This window comes from Streptomyces sp. B6B3 (assembly GCF_039871525.1).
Taxonomy (GTDB): domain Bacteria; phylum Actinomycetota; class Actinomycetes; order Streptomycetales; family Streptomycetaceae; genus Streptomyces.
Map to the genome: position 1 here is coordinate 170,701 of NZ_JBDPLU010000005.1, position 16,301 is coordinate 187,001.

Below are 16,301 nucleotides of genomic sequence, written 5' to 3' on the forward strand. Positions count from 1 at the left end.
CGGTCCTCCCCATCCTCGTCCTCGTCCTGTTCTTCGTTCTCGTTCTTGTTCTCGTTCTTGTTCTCAGCGCCGCGTGGTCCGGGCCGGCTCAGTGCCGGACCGCGCGGTCCATCGTCTCCGCCGCCAGTCGCGCCGCCGCCTCGCGCATCCCCTGCCCCAGGCGCTCGGTGCGGATCTCGCCGCCCGCCGCCAGCGACCGGTCGTACGGCAGCGGGATCACGCACGCGCCGCCGACCTCCAGCCGCGTGGCCGCCCACCGCTCGTCGAGCGTCGTGTCCGGGGAGGTGCGCACCAGCGCCACGACGGTCGTGGCGAGGATTCCGGCATCGAGGCTCGCGGCCCAGTCGAGGACCCACCGGGTGGTGGCGACGCCCTCGGGCGTGGCGGGCGCGACCAGCACCCGCGCCTGGGTGGTGGCCAGGGCCAGCCGGGCCACCTCCGCCGGCAGCGTCTCGCAGTCCACCACGGTGGTGCCGAAGAAGCGCCGGAGCGAGGTCACCACCGTCCAGTACGACTGGGTGTCGAGCGGTCCGTCCACCGCGCCCCGGCTGCCGGGCAGCAACCAGCCACCGTCGAACGGCACGAGATAGCCCGTCACGTCGGTGATCCGCATCGACGGATCGATGATGTGCGCGACGTCCGCGCACGACCAGCGGACCTCTCGGGCACCCAGGCGGCGCGGCAGCGTGCCGAGGATCGCGTCGGCCTCCAGGGCCATCACCGGGTCGGTCCGGTAGTGCCCGAACGTGAGGGCCAGCAGCGCCGCGACCGTGGACTTCCCCGCCCCGCCGCGGATGCTGGTGACGGCGATCTGACGCCCGGTGGTGATCGGCTGCTGGATCATGCGGGCCAGCTGGGCGAGGCCCTCGGTCTCCCCGGCCGAGGAGGACAGCAGGCGCCTGGCCGCGCTGACGGCGCGCCGCCCGAACGAGTCCCCGTGCCTCGCCCGGATGACCTCCTCGTCGCCGGTCACGGGCTGCGCCGTGGCCGGCAGCGGGCTCGGCGACGGGCCCGGCCGGGCGATCCCGGTGGGCGGTGGCCAGTCCGGCCGCGGCTCGGACCACCGCACGGGCGGCTGCGCCTGCGGAGCGCCAGCCGGCGCGGAGCCTGCCTGCGAGGGCTGAGCCGGCGGGGGCGCACCCGGCGGGCCGCCAGCCGGCGAGGGCGGGCCCTCCAGGGGCGGACCCTGCGCGGTGCCAACCTGCGGGGACCGAAGCGGCGAGCGCTGAGCCTGGGGAGCCGGCCGGGGCGGTAGCGGCGGCACGACGCGCGGCTCCGCCCGTCGGCCATTCACCGCTCCAGCGACGGTGCCCTCCGCGGCTCCCACGTCGCCGGAACCAGCTCCAGGGCCAGCCCCGGAGCGTGCCGGCCCAGCGGCTCGCGGCATGGCGCGCGGCTCCGCCTGTCGGCCACTCCCCGTACCGCCGGCGGCGCCGGCCACGGCACCCGGTTCTTCCGAGCCGACCACGGCCCGTGGCGCGTCGGCACCCGCCACCGCCGCCGCATCCCCCGCCCCGCCCGGCTCCGCGCCAGCGGCCTCGCGCATCTCCCGGAGCACCTCCCCCTGCCAGCTGCCTCGCCCGCCCTCTCCGGCCATCAGAACGTGTCCAACAGCCGGCCGTACACCCCGAACGCGCCGACGGCCACGGGAATCAGCACCACCACGGCCAGCGACTCGACCATGTTCATGATGCGTCGCAGCCGCACCCGCACGTGGTCCGGCGGGTGGACCATGTGCAGCGCCAGCGGCAGCAGCGCGACCGCGCACACCACGACGAGCGGCCCAGCCGGCTCTCCCGACTCCCCCGCCCACACCACGACGAGCCGCACCGCGAGCACCGCCCCGGCCGCGAGCAACGCGACCACCTCGACGGCCAGCGGATACGCCCGGGCCCGCGAGACCAGGATCAGCGCCAGCAGCACCGTCACCGTCACGGACCACCAGGTGGGCCCCTGCGGCGGCGCTCCGGCGCTCCCCGCCCGCTCGCCGACCGCGAGCCAGCCCGCCACCGCCGCCGAGGCGGCCGTCGCCACGACCGCCAGCGCGAGCCCGCGGTGCGTAGCGGCCAGGGCCGTGTCCACCCGGTGCCGGCTCACCGAGGCACCTCCGGCGCGCGCGTCGTCGAGCCGGGTCAGTCCCGAGGTCATCAGCGCGTACCGGGGCAGCAGCCCCAGCATCAGCACCGACGTCACCCCCAGCACCACCCCGCCGCGGTCGTCCTGCTGCGTCAGCACCGTCGCGAGCGCCCAGCCGCCCAGCAGCAGGCCCACGGCACCGGCCCCGACCAGCCCGCTGCGCCCGAGACCGGCGAAGGCGCCCAGTAACCCGAGGGTTGCCACCACCGCCAAACCGACCGTGACCAGCCGCAGCAGCCGGGTGTCCTCACCCGCGTCGTCCGCCAACAGCCAGGCGCCGACCCCGCCCAGGACCCCGCCCAACAGGATCAGGACCGCACCGGCGGCCGTCTGGCGCGCGACGCGTGCGGCCAGTACCCCGGAGCCGGCCGACGCCAGCGCGGCGGCGACCAGCCAGGGGGCGACGGCGTCCGCGCCGTACCAGCCGCGGGCCAGCAGCGCCGCCGCCAGGCCCATCGCGAGCGTGGCCACGCCGGCCGCCCAGGCCCGGGTCGAAGCCGCGTCCCAGCGCCAGCCGCGCACATCCAGATCCTCGGCCGCCGCGTCGGCGACGTCGTGCACCACGGGCGCCGCGGGCGTCTCCTCCTGCCGAACCAGCCGGAGCACCGCCCCGTCCTCGATGCCCGCGCCGGCCAACGTCTCGTCCTGCGCCAGCACCGCCCCGTCGGCGGTCACTAACCGCCGCGCCGCGGGCCTGGACACCGGATGGTCGTCCAACATCCGCAGCACGTCGGGGAGTAACTCTCCGATCGGCTCCTCGGCGGGCACCAGCAGATCGATCCGCCGGCCCTCACCGGCCAACGTCACGCGACTCAGCCGGGTCCGTGCCCGGGCCGCCGCATCGGTGGCGCTCACCATCCCGATCCCCCCGTACTCGCGGACTCCTGCTCCGCCAGGCCGAACAGCCCGCCCTCCTCCCGCATCTGCTGCGAGATGAACGACCAGCCCACGCAGCCGGCACACACCACGGCGGCGAGCGCGATCCCGCCGAAGATCTTCCCCAGATTCTCGTCCAGACTCCGCCGCATGCGCTGCGACCCGAACAGTAGTGCGTCCCGCAACCGCCTGCGCCGCACCGCCACCGACTCGAGTAATTGGCTGTCATAGTCCCGGGCCATGTGTCCCCTCCTGCCCCTCAGCTCTCCAGTATGGCCCGATCGTTCTCCTGCACCAGGAACTCATGCACAGGTGTCAGCGTCCAGTCTTATAGTCCCAGTGGACGGTGGAAAAGTCCGGTGGAGCCTCAGGGGGAGGACGAACACGTGAAGTTCGACATGGGATCCCAGACACTGACCACGCTGATCCAGCAGTCCCAGGGATCGAGCACCGACCTGGGCGTGCTGATCCAGCAGTTGATCACGGCGGCGGAGCCGTTGGAGGGGCGTTTCAACGGCGCGGGCAAGGCGGCCTTCGACGCGTTCAAGGCCAACTCCGACGAGATCACGAATGCCCTGAACGGCGCGCTGAGCGCCATCCTGGGCGGCCAGTCGGGAATGGACCAGGCATTCGGCACCGGTGACCAGGAGTCGGCGGACAACGCGACCCAGGCGATGAGTTCGGCCAACTTCGACGCGGCCCGTTTCCAGGCCCGCTGACCCCCGAGTTCGGCCAACCGACCCGCTGACACCCTAAGGATCAGGACATCATGGCGACGGAAGACCGACGCAGCTACGACACGGGCGCCTCCGGCGAGGCGCAGACCAACATCACGGGCGTCCTCAACCAGCTGGAGGGTGTGATCACCGCCCGCGACCAGCAGGTCAAGGCGGCGATGGCCGACTTCCAGGCGGACGGCGTCTCCGACCAGTACCACGGCGTGGAACAGCGGTGGAACAGCTCCGCCCAGGAGGTGCGCGAGATCATCAACCTGCTGCGCACCACCCTGGAGAACAACGACGCCACGGCGCAGAACACGCTGGGCCGCGCGCAGGCCGCCGTGGACGGCATCGGCTGACCGCATCGTTCGACGGGAGGGGGTAACCACACATGCCGACCTGGGACATCCAGCCGCTGGGCGTGCGGGACGTACTGGACCGCACGGTCGACCGGGCCAACGACATCGAGGGCTGGGGCTCGGGCTACAGCGACCACCTCAACAACGCGGCGACCTACGCCGGCACCCTGGCCATGAACGGCCAGGCGGCGCCCGCGATGGGCATCGTGGGCGCCGCGCTCAACGAGTTCGCCGAGGCCACGCAGACGGACGTGCAGTACATCGTGGCGCGCGCGAGCGCCTCCCTCACCGGCGCCTCCGACGCCACCATGGCGTACGTCGACGGCGACCTGGAGATGGCCGCGGAGGCGCAGCGGCAGGCGCTGCGGCCACCCGAGATGCCTCGCATCTACGAGGGACCCTCGGCGGGTGGCTACCAGGAACCGCAATAGCAGGGGGGTAACCGGCCCATGGCCGAAGAGATTGGTTCGTGTCAGGTCGAGGAACCGGACCGGGTGGATCCCTCCGGAATTCCGGAGTTCACCGGCGACCTGGGACTGCTCGAAACCGCGCACGGGGCGTTATCCAGCGACGCGGGCGACATCCGCGACATCGGCAGCGACATCCACTCCCGTTTCCAGGGTCTGTCCGCCTTCTACCAGGCCCCGGAAGCCGAACAACTCTTCGCCACCACCACGCCCGTGCGGGACCGGGCCGACACCTTCGCCTCCGATCTGGAGTCCGTCGGCTCGTCCCTTTCCGCCTATGCCGACGAGATCCGGCCACTTGTCGAGCGCCTCCAGTCGCTGAAGGCCGAGGCGGACGCTTTCGTCGCCGAGATCGACGGCGACGACGAATGGCAGTACGACGGCGGCAAGGTCGAACGCAACAACCAGCTGATCTCCGACATCTCCACGACGGTCGCCGAGTTCTGGGCCGCGGAACGCCGCTGCGCCAACGCCATCACCGCCCTGGTCGGCGGCACCCAGTGGACCGTCGACGACGGTTCCGGCGGCGAGAACATGTACGGCATGTCCGTGGAGGACATGTCCCAGGCGGGGGAAACCCCGTGGGGCAAGGCGGTGGAGGAGAAGCACCACTGGTACGAGGTCGGCCACCACCTCAAGAGCTTCGTCTGGGACGGCATCATCGTCGACGGCATCTGGGGCACGATCACCGGCCTCGGAACGCTGCTCAACCCCTGGAGCGACAACTTCGGCGCGGCGTGGCAGGGCCTGGGCCAGCTCGCCACGGGACTGGCCCTGCTCGCGGGCCCCGTCGGGCTCCTGACCTACGCCGGCTCCCGCCTGCTGCCCGAGGACAACGCGGTCCGCGGCTGGATCGACGACAGCATGGACACCACGGTCAACGTCGGCAAATCCATGGTCGCCTGGGACGAGTGGAGCGAGAACCCCGCCCGCGCGGCAGGGCTGCTGACCTTCAACGTCGTGACCACGGTGGCCACGCTGGGCGCGGGCACGGCCGTCACCGGCACCGGTGCCGCGGCGTCCGCGACCGCCCGCGCGGTCAGCGCCGCCGCGCGCGTCGGCAACTTCATCGACCCCGTGGCCCAGATCGGCCGGGTCGCCGGCGCCGGTCTGAACGGCCTGCGCAGCATCGGGAACATCGCCAGCGATCTGGCGAACATCACCAACACCCTCCCGGCGACGGCGTTCCCCGACGGCACCCTCCGCCTCGCGGACGGCACCGTGATCCCCGAGACCGGCCCGCTCCCCGACCTCCCGGCGGGCACCCAGGCCGTCACCCTCCCCGACAACACGGTCCGCCTCCCCGACGGCTCCACCCTCCACCCCAACGGCCAACTCGACCTCCCCAACGGCCAGACGGCCCAGACGGCAGACCAGATCCCCGCCGAACTCTCGGCCGTCGACCGCGACATCCTCGCCACCACCCCGACCCGCGACCCCGAACTCGCCACGGTCGGCACAAGCAACGCCGGCGACAACCTCCCCCCCACCACGGCCCAGACCGGCGACAACCTCCCCCCCGGCGGCACCAGCCGCCCATCCGACCTACCGGGTCCCACCGCCCAGGCCAGCGACCCCAACCTTCCGCCCAGCAGCAGCGCAGGCGCCGGAGGCGGCGGCGATCTGCCTCCGACCGGCGGTGTGGGCGACGACCTTTCGAACGGTTCGCCGGGAGACGATCTGTCCACCTCCGACCCGAACTCCGGGCCATCCACCGGCGGACCCGGTGGCGGGACGGACCTTCCCCCGGGCGGCACGATCCCGAACCCGCCGGCGGGCAACCTCCCCGACGGTTCGTGGGCGGGCGAGAACGGGCTGCGCCTGGACCCCGAGGCCAACGCGGCCGCCGACGACTTCCTCCGCCAGACCGCGGCCGCTGAACCCCGCATCACCAACACGATGCAGGACATCGCGGCCGGGGTCGACGACGGCAGCCTCACCGGTCTCGACTACCGGCTCAAGAGCGAGGACTCGCTCAAGCGCAAGCTCGCCACGGATCTCCTGGAGAACCCCAATCTCACCCCCGAGCAGGCGCTCAACCGGATCAAGGACTCCACGCGGTACACGGTCGAGATTCCCGCCCGCAATTACACCGAGGGTGTCCAGCAGGCCGTCAACGACCTCCAGGCCCGCGGCTTCGAGAACGTCACGTTCAAGAACACGTGGGACTCGCCTGGCTACAAGGGCATCAACTCCACGTGGTGCGACCCGGTCTCCGGCCAGATCTTCGAGGTGCAGTTCCACACCCCGGAGAGCTTCGCGGCCAAGATGGACACGCACGGCCTCTACGAGACCCAGCGCCTGCCCGGCGTCTCACCGGACGAGGTCGCCCGCCTGCAGGCCCAGCAGGACCAGATCTTCAACGACGTCCCCGTGCCCGGCGACGCGGGCGACATTCACATCGGGCCGGCGCCCGACCGCCCGCCACCGGGCGCTGGTGCGAGCGGTGCGAACTGGGTCGACGAGCCATCGGAGTCCGCCGGACGCGCCTACGAGGACATACGGGCGACCCCCAACAGGGTCGACCTGCCCGAGATCTCCCGGAACACCGGGATCGACGAGTCGGTGCTCCGGCAGGTCAAAAGCCACCTGTTCCGGTCCCAACACGACGTACCGGTTGGACCGGGAGAGACCAGAAGAGGGCTCTTCACACCAGATGATCACATTGCCGACCTGTGGCAGGGAGCCCGCGCCGGTACCCTTGATGCGGGTGAGCTCGCACGTTTCAGGAGCCTGATGGCTCACGAATATTTCGAAAGCGAACTGATGCGGGCAGGCCTGCCTTACACATCGGACCATCCCAGCTTGTGGGAGCTCGACGAAACGGATGGAACGTACACCAGAGAGTTCCCCACCAGCCTCGACCAGGCCGGGGCGCACGACCTGGCACCGCACTATCATGAGGGGCATTTCAATCACTGGAAGCGGGCCTTTGGAATTGAACCGCCATCCGTTCGCCTAGCGGATGATCTGTCGAACATAGACGATGTTGTCAACGCTGCGATTCAGGAGTTGCGGTCGAGGGGTGTGATCTGAAATGAGCGGCACGGCTCCACGCACAGTTTTGGAGCGACTACGCGTCATCGTCTGGAACGACTGGGATCAGGCGTTCGGTCACCGTCGGTCGCGCGCCCTGCTGATGCGGGAGTACCTACGCCGTGCCGCCTGCTGGGCTCGAGCGTACGGCGCGGAGCGGGTCTGGCCGTTCTTCGACATCGTCGAATACATCGACCCAACTGTTCAGGTAGACGACGATGTCCTGGCCGAGTTGGACGAGTTGTCGAGCCATATGGGAACGCTGTACGTACGGACGACCTGCCAGGCCGCCGTACGGTGGGCAGCGCTTCGCGAGAAGACGGAGCCGCAACCATCCGATCTGCCCGATCTCTACGAACCGCTGCTGCTCATGTACGAGCGTGGCGGCGGCTTTTATATCGAAGAATTCATCGAGCTTAACGGAATCGCCATCCGACGCGGAAATGTGGAGACCAACCTCGCCGCTACCCCGTTCCTGACTCTTGCTCCCGCCACGCTCGACGCCATGGATGCCGAAGGAAAGATCACCTACTACGCGAAGATCGACGACGAGTTTCCCAGGGATAATCCCATGGGCATCGTTCGGAGGCGCATAGACGGAGATCTCACGTATGACGAGGCATTCACCAGAAATCTGCACTGGGAGCCGACCGAGTACCTGAGGCTCTACCAGTTGGGCCACAACGACGTTGATCACGTGCAGATTTCCGCGATCGAAGCGGCAGCGTTCGTCGAGAAGGTCTCCAACAAGGTGCGTCATGGCGCGAACTGATCCCGCCCGGGTCACCAACCGCTCCCGAAGGTGACGTCCGGGCCCTCTCCTGGGTCGGCATCGCTCCGGCGTTCGGGTCGCGGTCGTTCCCTGAGTTCGAACCAGGTGGTCTTGCCCTCGCCCCGCGGGGCCACGCCCCAGGCGTCGGCGAGGGAGTCCATCAGGACCAGGCCGCGGCCCGAGGAGGCGAGCTCGCCGGGGTCGCGGCGGTGCGGGAGGGAGCCGCTGGGGTCGGCGACCTCCACGCGGAGCAGGCGGTCGCCGGGCGGGCCGGCGAGCTCGGCGACCAGCAGGGCGTCGCCGTCGGTGTGGGTGAGCACGTTGGTCACCGTCTCCGAGAGCAGCAGCGTCGCGCCGAACACCCGGTCCGGGTCGTGCCAGTCGTGCAGCATCTCCGCCAGTTGCCGGCGGGCCGCCGCGACGTGGTCGGGCTCCGACTGGGCGATGGTCTGCACCACCCGGCGCACCGGCCGGCGCGCCGCCTCCCGCCCCTCCGGCTGGGGGTGGCGGAGCAGCAGCAGCGCCATGTCGTCCAGGTCCTGCCCGGCCCGCTCCGCGTGCTGCGCCGTGTGGACGAGGGTCTCGGCCATCTCCTCCGGGTCGGCCAGGCGCTCGTCGTCCATCCCCTGGATCGCCGTGCGCAGGCGCGCCCAGCCGTTGTCCAGGTCGACGTGCCCGGTCTCCAGCAGCCCGTCGGTGCACAGCAGCAGCGTCTCCCCCGGCTCCAGCAGCAGCCGGGTGGTCGGGTAGTCGCCGTCCGGGGCGACGCCCAGCGGCAGCCCGCCGGCGGTCGGCCGGATCAGCATCGTGCCGTCCTGGAGCACCATCGCCGGGTCGGGATGGCCCGCCCTGGCGACGTCCAGGGTGCCCGTGGACGGGTCGACCTCGACGTACAGGCAGGTGGCGAAGCGGTCCTCCGGATCCCCGCCGCTCTCCGGGGTGGGCGCCAGGGCGGCCAGGAATCGGGAGGCCCGGGCGAGGACCGCGTCCGGGCGATGTCCCTCGGAGGCGTACGCGCGCAGCGCGATGCGCAGCTGGGCCATGATCGCGGCGGCCCGCACGTCGTGGCCCTGGACGTCGCCGATGATCAGCGCCACCCGGCCGGACGGCAGCGGGATCACGTCGTACCAGTCGCCGCCCACCCGCAGCCCGCGGCCGGTCGGCACGTACCGGGCGGCCACCCGCATCCCCGGAATGCTGGGGGTGGGGGCGGGGCGCATGGCGCGCTGGAGGTCGTCCGACAGCTCCCGCTCGGTGTCGTGGAGGAAGGCGCGGGCCAGCGCCTGGGCGATCAGCCGGGCGAGGGCGGCGAGCAGCGTGCGCTCCTCGAAGGTGAAGGCCATCGCCTTGTCGAAGGCGACCAGCCAGACCCCGATGGTGCGTCCCGACACCACCAGCGGCAGGTACGCCCACGACTCCCGGTCCAGTGAGGCGATGGTCCGCCAGATCTCGGGATAGGAGTCGCGCAGCTCGTCGGGCGTGGAGAAGTAGCGCGGCCGCCCGGTGCGCAACGCCTCGGCCGCGGGATTGCGGCTGTTGATGTGCTGCGGGCGGGGCAGCGCCCGGCGGATGGTCTCCTCGGTCTCCCGGTCGCGCTCCGGACGGGTTCCGCGGGTGCGGTACTCGATCATCCGCAGCCGGTCGCCCTCCAGGCTGAAGACGCCGGTGGCGGCCGGGTGGAATCCGGGCATCGACAGCGCGGCGACGACCCGGAGCACCTCGCGGCCGGTGTGCGCCTCGGACAGCGCCTGTCCGGCGTCGAGCAGGAACGCCTCGCGGACCCGCCGCTCGTCCTCCGCCTGCTCCAGCGCGGACGCCGCCGGGTGGCCGAGGGCCGGCACCTCCAGGAAGACGCCGACCAGCCCGCCGGGCGCCGCCGGGCCGCCGGTGCGTTCGGACTCCGGGGCGTAGGCGCGGCTGCGCAGGCTGTGCAGCACGGTGCCGTCCTCGGCGACCACCCGGAGCTCCGCCTCGCCGAGCCGGCCCTCGGCGGCGGAGGTCGCGAGGTGGCGCTGGGCGGCGACGTAGTCGGCCAGATGGAAACGCGCGCGCAGCTCCGGTTCGGTGAGCGCGGCCGGCTCGGCCGGGAGGCCCAGCAGCTCCGCCTCGACGGCGTCCAGGCGCACCAGGCCGTCGCCGCCGTGCCAGCGCCACAGGCCAACCCGGCAGGCCGCCAGCACCTCCTCCCTACGCATATCGAGAGATCTTATTTCCCTTTAGCACCTTTTGCCGGGTGGTGTGCCGGGTGGTGCGCCGGGTGGTGTGCCCGGTGGGCGACGCGCCGGCTCAGACCGCCGTGGTGACCACCGTCATGGCACGGGTCAGGCCGCTGCGTTCGAGGGCGTCACGCAGTTCCGGCGAGGCGCCCTCGACGGCCACCTCCGTGGTGGGCGGCAGCTGCTGCTGGGTGAAGGCGAGGCAGCGCAGCGCGGCGGGGACCAGCGACGCCAGGTCGTGGACGTCGACGACCAGCCGCCGGCCGGCCTCGGCGGCCGCCTGGCCGATCAGGGCGCGCAGGGTCGGCACGTCGGCGTCGGTGAGCCGGCCGGCGAGCCGGAGCACGGTGGTGCTGCCGGCGGCGCCGACCGAGGCGTGGAAGGTGTCGGCGACGGCGTCGGTCGAGGTGTCGGACGGCTGGGCGGACGGCTGGGCGGACGGCTGGGCGGACGGCTGGATGGACGACATGGGGACTCCCATCGGTGTGTTCGGATCAGTGAACGGGGTGGGCGACCAGCAGCGTGGTGGAGCGGCCGGCCAGGGTGAGCGGGCCGGCCGGGAGGACGCGTTCGTGCCCCGGCGGGTACGCGTCGCGCCCGAGCGTCGCGGCCGTGTCGGCGAAGACGTGCCAGCGCGTGCCGGGCGGCGGTTCGGGCGGCCGCACGATGCGCGGACGGTCGTCGACGTTGGCCGCGAGGAAGACGGTGTCCCGGTCGGGGGCGCCGGTGGCGCCCTGGTGCAGCAGCACGGCCAGCAGCGTGGACCCCGGCGACCAGTCGGGCCGGTACGGCTCCTCGCCGTGCCAGCTGACCTGCGGAAAGGGCCAGTCCGCCCGGTCCCGGCCGTCGGGGTGGGGCAGCCGGCGCAGCACCGGGTGGGCTCGCCGGAAGGCCAGGCAACGCCGCACGAAGCGGTGCAGCGCGGCGCCGTCCTCGCCGTCGAGCAGCGACCAGTCCAGCCAGCCGGTGGCGTTGTCCTGGCTGTAGGCGTTGTTGTTGCCGTGCTGGGTGCGGCCGAACTCGTCGCCCGCGAGCAGCATCGGCACGCCCTGGCTGGCCAGGAGCAGCAGCAGGGCGTTGCGCGCCTGCCGGGCGCGCCGCCGCCGCACGGTCGGGTCGGCGGTCGGCCCCTCGTGGCCGTGGTTCCAGCTGAGCTCGTCGGGGACGCCGTCCCGCCCGCCCTCCCCGTTGGCCTCGTTGTGGCGGTGGTCGTACGCGGTCAGGTCGGCGAGCGTGAACCCGTCGTGGCAGGTGACGTAGTTGACGGACGGCGCGGCGCCGCGGCCGGGGTAGAGGTCGGGCGAGCCGACCAGGCGGGTGGCGAACTCCGCGACCCCGCCGGGCCTGGCCAGCAGGAACCGGCGGACGGCGTCGCGGTAGCGCATGTTCCATTCGCCCCACCGCCCGAAGTGCGGGAAGGAGCCGACCTGTTCGGTGCCGGTCGCGTCGCTGGCCTCGGCGATCAGCGTGCACCGGGCGAGCACCGGGTCCTCGGCGATGGCCCGGAGCAGCGGCGGTTCGGCGAGCAGCGCGCCGTCCTCGCCGCGCGCCAGGATGGAGGCCATGTCGAAGCGGAAGCCGTCGACGCGGTACTCGGTGGCCCAGTGCCGCAGGCAGTCCAGGATGAACGCCCGGGCCGCCGGGTGGTTGGCGTTGACGGTGTTGCCGGTGGCGGTGAGGTTGCGGTGCCGTCCGTCGGCGTCGAGCAGGTAGTAGCCGGCCTCGTCCAGCGCGCGGAGGGACAGCACGGGACCGCGGTGGTCGCCCTCCGCCGTGTGGTTGAAGACGACATCGAGCAGCACCGCGATGCCCGCCGCGTGGCACGCCCTGACCAGGGACTTCAGCTCCCGGGACGGGCCGCCGGGACGCTGGTCCGCGGCGTAGCCGGCCTTGGGGGCGAAGAACGCCACCGTGTTGTAGCCCCAGTAGTTGGGCAGCGGCTCGCCGGTGTCGGGCGACGCGTAGGTGTTGTCGGTCTCGTCGAACTCGAAGACGGGCAGCAGTTCGAGCGCCGTGACGCCGAGGCGCCGCAGGTAGGGGACCTTCTCCGCCAGACCGGCGTAGGTGCCGGGCCGGGCGACCCCGGACGAGGGGTGCCGGGTGAAGCCGCGGACGTGCGCCTCGTAGATCACCAGGTCCTCGGCGGAGTGGTCGGGGTGCCGGTCGTCGCCCCAGTCGAACGCCGGTCCCGCGGGGATCACCGAACGGTAGGCCGGCCGCGCCCCCCACGGCCCCGAGCCGGCCAGCTCGCGGGCGTAGGGGTCGAGGATCACCGGCGAGGCGGCGGCGAACTCCGGGGGCGGTCCGGGCTCGACCCGGTAGCCGTAGTGGCACTCCTCGGGGCGCAGGCCGAGCACCGTCATGGTGTGCACGGCGCCGACCCTGTGCTCGGGCCTGAAGGGCAGTTCGGCCACCACGGCGCCGTCCGACGGCCGCGTCAGCACCAGGCTGACGCGGCGCGCCGTGCGCGAGGTGACGGCGAAGTTGACGCCGCCGGGCACCACGCTGGCGCCCAGCGGGTCGGGGCGACCGGCCGCGGTGTGCCAGCGGCGGCCGGTCGACGCGAGGGTGATCGCCTCCTCCATGGTCAGCCGTCCTCCGGACGGAGGCGGGCGCGGACCAGCAGCGGCTGTGCCGAGTCGGGCAGCCGGACGGTGAGCCCGTCGGGGTCGAAGTCCCGGTACTCGGTGCCGTCGACGGTGACCCGGTCCAGCAGCACCGCGCCCCGCGGGAGGACGTCGGGCGAGACCCGCAGCAGCCCGTCCGGATAGGCGGCGCCCGGCATGGGCCGGAAGTACAGGTCGAGCGGCTCGCGGTGCACCAGCAGGCGGGTGTACACCTCGGCGAGGTAGGCGAGTTCGGCCTTGTGGTACATGGCCATGGCGTGGCTGCCCTTGAGCCGCTCGTTGCCCACCAGGTAGGGGATGCCCGAGGCGAGCACGGTGAAGAACACGCCTCCCTCGTCGTGGTCGAGGAAGAAGGCGTTGTAGAACGCCGCGGACTCGCGGGCGTTCCGCAGGAAGTCGCCGTCGCCGGTGTAGCCGGCCAGCACCAGATAGGCCAGGATCGCCTGCTCCTGCTGCCACCACGCCTTGCGGTCGTGCCAGACGAAGGCGTGCCGGCCGCGGTCGGCGACGCGCTCGACCAGGTCGTACCAGCCGCCGCGCTGCCGGTCGGAGCCGACCGCCGGCATGGTGGCGCCCAACGACTCGGCCAGCGCCTGGTACTCGGGCTTGGGCAGGGTGGCCCGCATCCGCATCAGGTTCCAGGCGATCTTCAGGTTGTGGCCGACGACCGCGCGGTTCTGCTGCCAGCCCCACGCGTGGTCGGGCGTCCAGTCGGCGTGGAACCGCTCGCGGACGAACGGGCTGGCGCCCGGCGTCCGGTCGGGCAGATGCGAGACGATCATGTCGAAGGTGTGCTCCAGCATCCTGCGGTACCGCTCCTGGCCGGTGGCCAGGTAGAGGTTGAACAGGTAGGCCGGGGCGTGGTCGCCGACGGAGTTCCAGTTCTTGCGGGAACGGTTGGGCCCCAGCGAGTCCTCGTGCGGGCTGAGGGTGACCGGGTCGATGTGCGAGTAGTAGCCGCCCAGCCTGGGGTCGTGGAAGAACTTCTCGAACAGCCGGACCGTGCCCTCGATGTCGGCCAGGATCTCCGGATCGCCGGTGAGCCGGTAGGTCTGCACGAGACCGACCAGGGCGTAGATCTGCTCGTACGCCGGGATGGCCCGGTAGTCGTCGCCGAACTCGCTGGCGAACAGCTTGTGTTCCCGGCCGCCGGTGACGTCGATGCCGTGGTACCAGTAGACGACGTCCTCGTCCGGGTCGACGAACCGCATGTGGTCGTGCAGGTAACGGGAGCCGCGCTCGGCCACGGTCAGCGCCCGCTCGTCGCCGGTGAGCAGGAAGGTGCTGGCCATGCCGTACACCATGCGGGAGATGGTGTCCGTCTCCTGCACCTGCCGGACCGCCTTCTCACCGCTGTTGCGCAGGTCGGTGCGGTAGTTGTCGAAGTCGACCTCGCCGTCGCCGAACTGCGCGCGGTGGTAGAACGCCGCCAGCTGCCGCAGCTGTTCGGTCCACCAGCCGGGACGCTCGAACGGCCAGGAGCCGCCCGGCGCGGCGCCCGGCTCGCTCACCAGGACCAGCTGCGCCGCCTGGAAGTGTCCGCCCTCCGGATCGGGATAGTTGACGCCGTAGCAGAACAGGAAGGTGCCGGGGGTGAGTTGGTCGTACAGGTGGGTGGTGACGTCGGCGTAGGGCTCGCCGAGGTTCCGCAGCCGCTGGCCCGAGGTCGTCGCCGTCAGGTGCACCGTGATCGGCGCGCCGTCCAGGGTGCGCAGCGTGACGGCGTTTCCCTGGCGGTCGAGCACGTAGCCGGCGACGGTGTCGGAGCCGGAGAAGCCGAGGCCGGGGCCGGGGCCCGTGGTGGTCGGCGTGCTCACGACGCGCCCCCGGTGCTCGCCAGGGACGGGGCGGCGCCGTCGGCGGTCGCCGGGTCCAGCATGTCGATGACGGAACGGGCCAGCAGGTGGCACTCGTCGACGGTGCGGGTGGTCACCAGGTCGTTGTCGATCACCACGTCCTGGTTGGTGTAGACGGCGCCCATGTTGCGCACGTCGCCCACCAGGTTGTTGTGGCAGGTGACCTCGCGGCCGCGCACCAGTTCGGGCGCGGCGGTGACCAGCAGCAGGCCGTGGCAGGAGAACGCCTTCACCAGGTTGGGCAGCCGGAACGCGCGGCGCATCAGCTCCACGGCGGGCGCCGGCTCCGCGACGTCCTCGCTGTAGCGCAGCCGGTCCGAGACCTGACCCGAGGGCACGACCAGGGCCGAGAAGCGGGACAGCGCCGTGTAGTCGAGCTGCTCCAGGTCCTCGGTGACGGTCACCGGGGCGCGCTGCTCGTGTCCGGTGAAGGTGAGCGAGGGCTGCCCCCAGAGCCGGGTCAGCAGCAGGACCTCGGCGCCCTCCTCGGCGAAGCGGCGCTGGTAGTAGGAGATCTCCTCCTCGACGAAGTCGCTCTCCATCAGCAGGCCGATGCGCTTGCCGGTGAGGCGGCCGGGCGAGGGGGAAGGTGCGGTGGTCACGATGATCAGTCCCTTGGGCGAGAGAAGACGGAAGAAGGACGGAGAGAGCTGGCAGGGAAGCCGGAACGGGGTGACGCCGGAACGGGGAGGCGGCCGGCGTCGGGACGCGCGCCGGTCAGGCGGCGTCGAGCAGGGACAGGGATGAGGCGGCGGTCGCGGAGTCGGGCCACGTGACGCTGATGGTGCGAATGCGCGGTCCCTCCTCCTGGGCCACCACCCACCACTCGTGCCGGGCCAGCCAGCCGTCGTGGCCGGTGGTGGTGGTCGCGGTCACCTCGGCGTGGACCGGCGACAGCAGCCGCACCCGGACGTCGGCCAGGGCGACGGACCGGCCGGCGAGCGGCAGGTGGCGCCCGTCGGCGTACCAGCGGCAGAAGTCCGCCACGCCGCGGACGACCGCGGACGGCAGGTCGAGCCGGAGGCCGTTGGCGAGGTCGGGCGTCAGCCGCTCCACCGGCACCCGGTCGGTGACGGAGCGGTGCCAGCGGCGCACCAGATCCTCGGCGCCGGCGGCGGACAGTGCGGTGCGGGACACCTGGAGGGTGGAGAGGGTCACTTGTGATCGTCCTTTCTCACGGCTCACGGCTCACGGCTCTCGGCTCTCGCTCACGGAGGGTCCGAGGGTTCTGACGAGG

14 protein-coding genes are annotated in these 16,301 nt (G+C 72.1%); 5 read left to right on the forward strand and 9 right to left on the reverse strand.

Going from position 1 to position 16,301, the window contains the following annotated elements; all coding sequences use genetic code 11:
* Positions 1 to 88: 88 nt before the first annotated feature.
* From ABGB06_RS13250 to ABGB06_RS13260, 3 genes are all read right to left on the reverse strand, one after another.
* Complete coding sequence (locus ABGB06_RS13250) at positions 89 to 973, reverse strand: hypothetical protein (RefSeq protein ID WP_347588658.1); 885 nt, start codon at positions 971 to 973, stop codon at positions 89 to 91.
* A gap of 623 nt (positions 974 to 1,596) precedes the next feature.
* Positions 1,597 to 2,994 (reverse strand): type VII secretion integral membrane protein EccD, encoded by a 1,398-nt coding sequence (eccD, locus tag ABGB06_RS13255; protein ID WP_347588660.1) that lies wholly within the window; start codon positions 2,992 to 2,994, stop codon positions 1,597 to 1,599.
* Positions 2,988 to 3,254, reverse strand: coding sequence for a hypothetical protein (locus ABGB06_RS13260; protein WP_347588661.1), 267 nt, complete (start codon positions 3,252 to 3,254; stop codon positions 2,988 to 2,990). The genes eccD and ABGB06_RS13260 overlap by 7 nt, the downstream gene beginning before the upstream one ends.
* Positions 3,255 to 3,398: 144 nt before the next feature.
* Between ABGB06_RS13260 and ABGB06_RS13265 the strand changes: the two genes are divergently transcribed.
* Genes ABGB06_RS13265 through ABGB06_RS13285 form a run of 5 tightly spaced genes read left to right on the forward strand, consistent with a single transcriptional unit; the run spans position 3,399 to position 8,365 of the window.
* Positions 3,399 to 3,731, forward strand: coding sequence for a hypothetical protein (locus ABGB06_RS13265; RefSeq protein ID WP_347588663.1), 333 nt, complete (start codon positions 3,399 to 3,401; stop codon positions 3,729 to 3,731).
* Between the two features lie 50 nt (positions 3,732 to 3,781).
* The gene (locus ABGB06_RS13270) at positions 3,782 to 4,090 is read left to right on the forward strand and encodes a pore-forming ESAT-6 family protein (RefSeq protein WP_347588665.1); all 309 of its coding nucleotides are present in this window, start codon (positions 3,782 to 3,784) and stop codon (positions 4,088 to 4,090) included.
* A 32-nt stretch (positions 4,091 to 4,122) separates the two neighbouring features.
* Positions 4,123 to 4,521, forward strand: a complete 399-nt coding sequence (locus ABGB06_RS13275; RefSeq protein WP_347588667.1) for a DUF6507 family protein — start codon at positions 4,123 to 4,125, stop codon at positions 4,519 to 4,521.
* Positions 4,522 to 4,539: 18 nt separating this feature from the next.
* The gene (locus tag ABGB06_RS13280) at positions 4,540 to 7,593 is read left to right on the forward strand and encodes a hypothetical protein (RefSeq protein WP_347588669.1); all 3,054 of its coding nucleotides are present in this window, start codon (positions 4,540 to 4,542) and stop codon (positions 7,591 to 7,593) included.
* 1 nt (position 7,594) lies between these two features.
* Positions 7,595 to 8,365 carry a hypothetical protein gene (locus tag ABGB06_RS13285; RefSeq protein ID WP_347588671.1) on the forward strand — a complete coding sequence of 257 codons (771 nt, stop codon included), beginning with the start codon at positions 7,595 to 7,597 and terminating at the stop codon, positions 8,363 to 8,365.
* Between the two features lie 11 nt (positions 8,366 to 8,376).
* Here ABGB06_RS13285 and ABGB06_RS13290 read toward each other — a convergent pair whose 3' ends face one another.
* The 6 genes from ABGB06_RS13290 to ABGB06_RS13315 form a co-directional block, all read right to left on the reverse strand.
* The gene (locus ABGB06_RS13290) at positions 8,377 to 10,560 is read right to left on the reverse strand and encodes an ATP-binding SpoIIE family protein phosphatase (RefSeq protein ID WP_347588673.1); all 2,184 of its coding nucleotides are present in this window, start codon (positions 10,558 to 10,560) and stop codon (positions 8,377 to 8,379) included.
* A gap of 91 nt (positions 10,561 to 10,651) precedes the next feature.
* Positions 10,652 to 11,050, reverse strand: a complete 399-nt coding sequence (locus tag ABGB06_RS13295) for an STAS domain-containing protein (protein WP_347588675.1) — start codon at positions 11,048 to 11,050, stop codon at positions 10,652 to 10,654.
* Between the two features lie 25 nt (positions 11,051 to 11,075).
* Positions 11,076 to 13,166, reverse strand: a complete 2,091-nt coding sequence (locus ABGB06_RS13300) for an isoamylase (protein ID WP_347588677.1) — start codon at positions 13,164 to 13,166, stop codon at positions 11,076 to 11,078.
* Between the two features lie 2 nt (positions 13,167 to 13,168).
* Positions 13,169 to 15,025, reverse strand: coding sequence for an AGE family epimerase/isomerase (locus ABGB06_RS13305; RefSeq protein ID WP_347588679.1), 1,857 nt, complete (start codon positions 15,023 to 15,025; stop codon positions 13,169 to 13,171).
* A complete protein-coding gene (locus ABGB06_RS13310; protein ID WP_347588681.1) occupies positions 15,022 to 15,666 on the reverse strand; it encodes a DJ-1/PfpI family protein in 645 nt (214 codons plus the stop codon). The genes ABGB06_RS13305 and ABGB06_RS13310 overlap by 4 nt, the downstream gene beginning before the upstream one ends.
* Positions 15,667 to 15,781: 115 nt before the next feature.
* Positions 15,782 to 16,222 carry a hypothetical protein gene (locus ABGB06_RS13315; protein WP_347588683.1) on the reverse strand — a complete coding sequence of 147 codons (441 nt, stop codon included), beginning with the start codon at positions 16,220 to 16,222 and terminating at the stop codon, positions 15,782 to 15,784.
* Between the last annotated feature and the right edge of the window lie 79 nt (positions 16,223 to 16,301).

Bases quoted from the DNA above. Each gene is read 5' to 3' on its own strand.
- eccD (WP_347588660.1), bottom strand. From the start codon at position 2,994: ATGGTGAGCGCCACCGATGCGGCGGCCCGGGCACGGACCCGGCTGAGT.
- ABGB06_RS13300 (WP_347588677.1), bottom strand. From the start codon at position 13,166: ATGGAGGAGGCGATCACCCTCGCGTCGACCGGCCGCCGCTGGCACACC.
- ABGB06_RS13280 (WP_347588669.1), top strand. From the start codon at position 4,540: ATGGCCGAAGAGATTGGTTCGTGTCAGGTCGAGGAACCGGACCGGGTG.
- ABGB06_RS13295 (WP_347588675.1), bottom strand. From the start codon at position 11,050: ATGTCGTCCATCCAGCCGTCCGCCCAGCCGTCCGCCCAGCCGTCCGCC.
- ABGB06_RS13275 (WP_347588667.1), top strand. From the start codon at position 4,123: ATGCCGACCTGGGACATCCAGCCGCTGGGCGTGCGGGACGTACTGGAC.
- ABGB06_RS13270 (WP_347588665.1), top strand. From the start codon at position 3,782: ATGGCGACGGAAGACCGACGCAGCTACGACACGGGCGCCTCCGGCGAG.
- ABGB06_RS13290 (WP_347588673.1), bottom strand. From the start codon at position 10,560: ATGCGTAGGGAGGAGGTGCTGGCGGCCTGCCGGGTTGGCCTGTGGCGC.
- ABGB06_RS13285 (WP_347588671.1), top strand. From the start codon at position 7,595: ATGAGCGGCACGGCTCCACGCACAGTTTTGGAGCGACTACGCGTCATC.
- ABGB06_RS13260 (WP_347588661.1), bottom strand. From the start codon at position 3,254: ATGGCCCGGGACTATGACAGCCAATTACTCGAGTCGGTGGCGGTGCGG.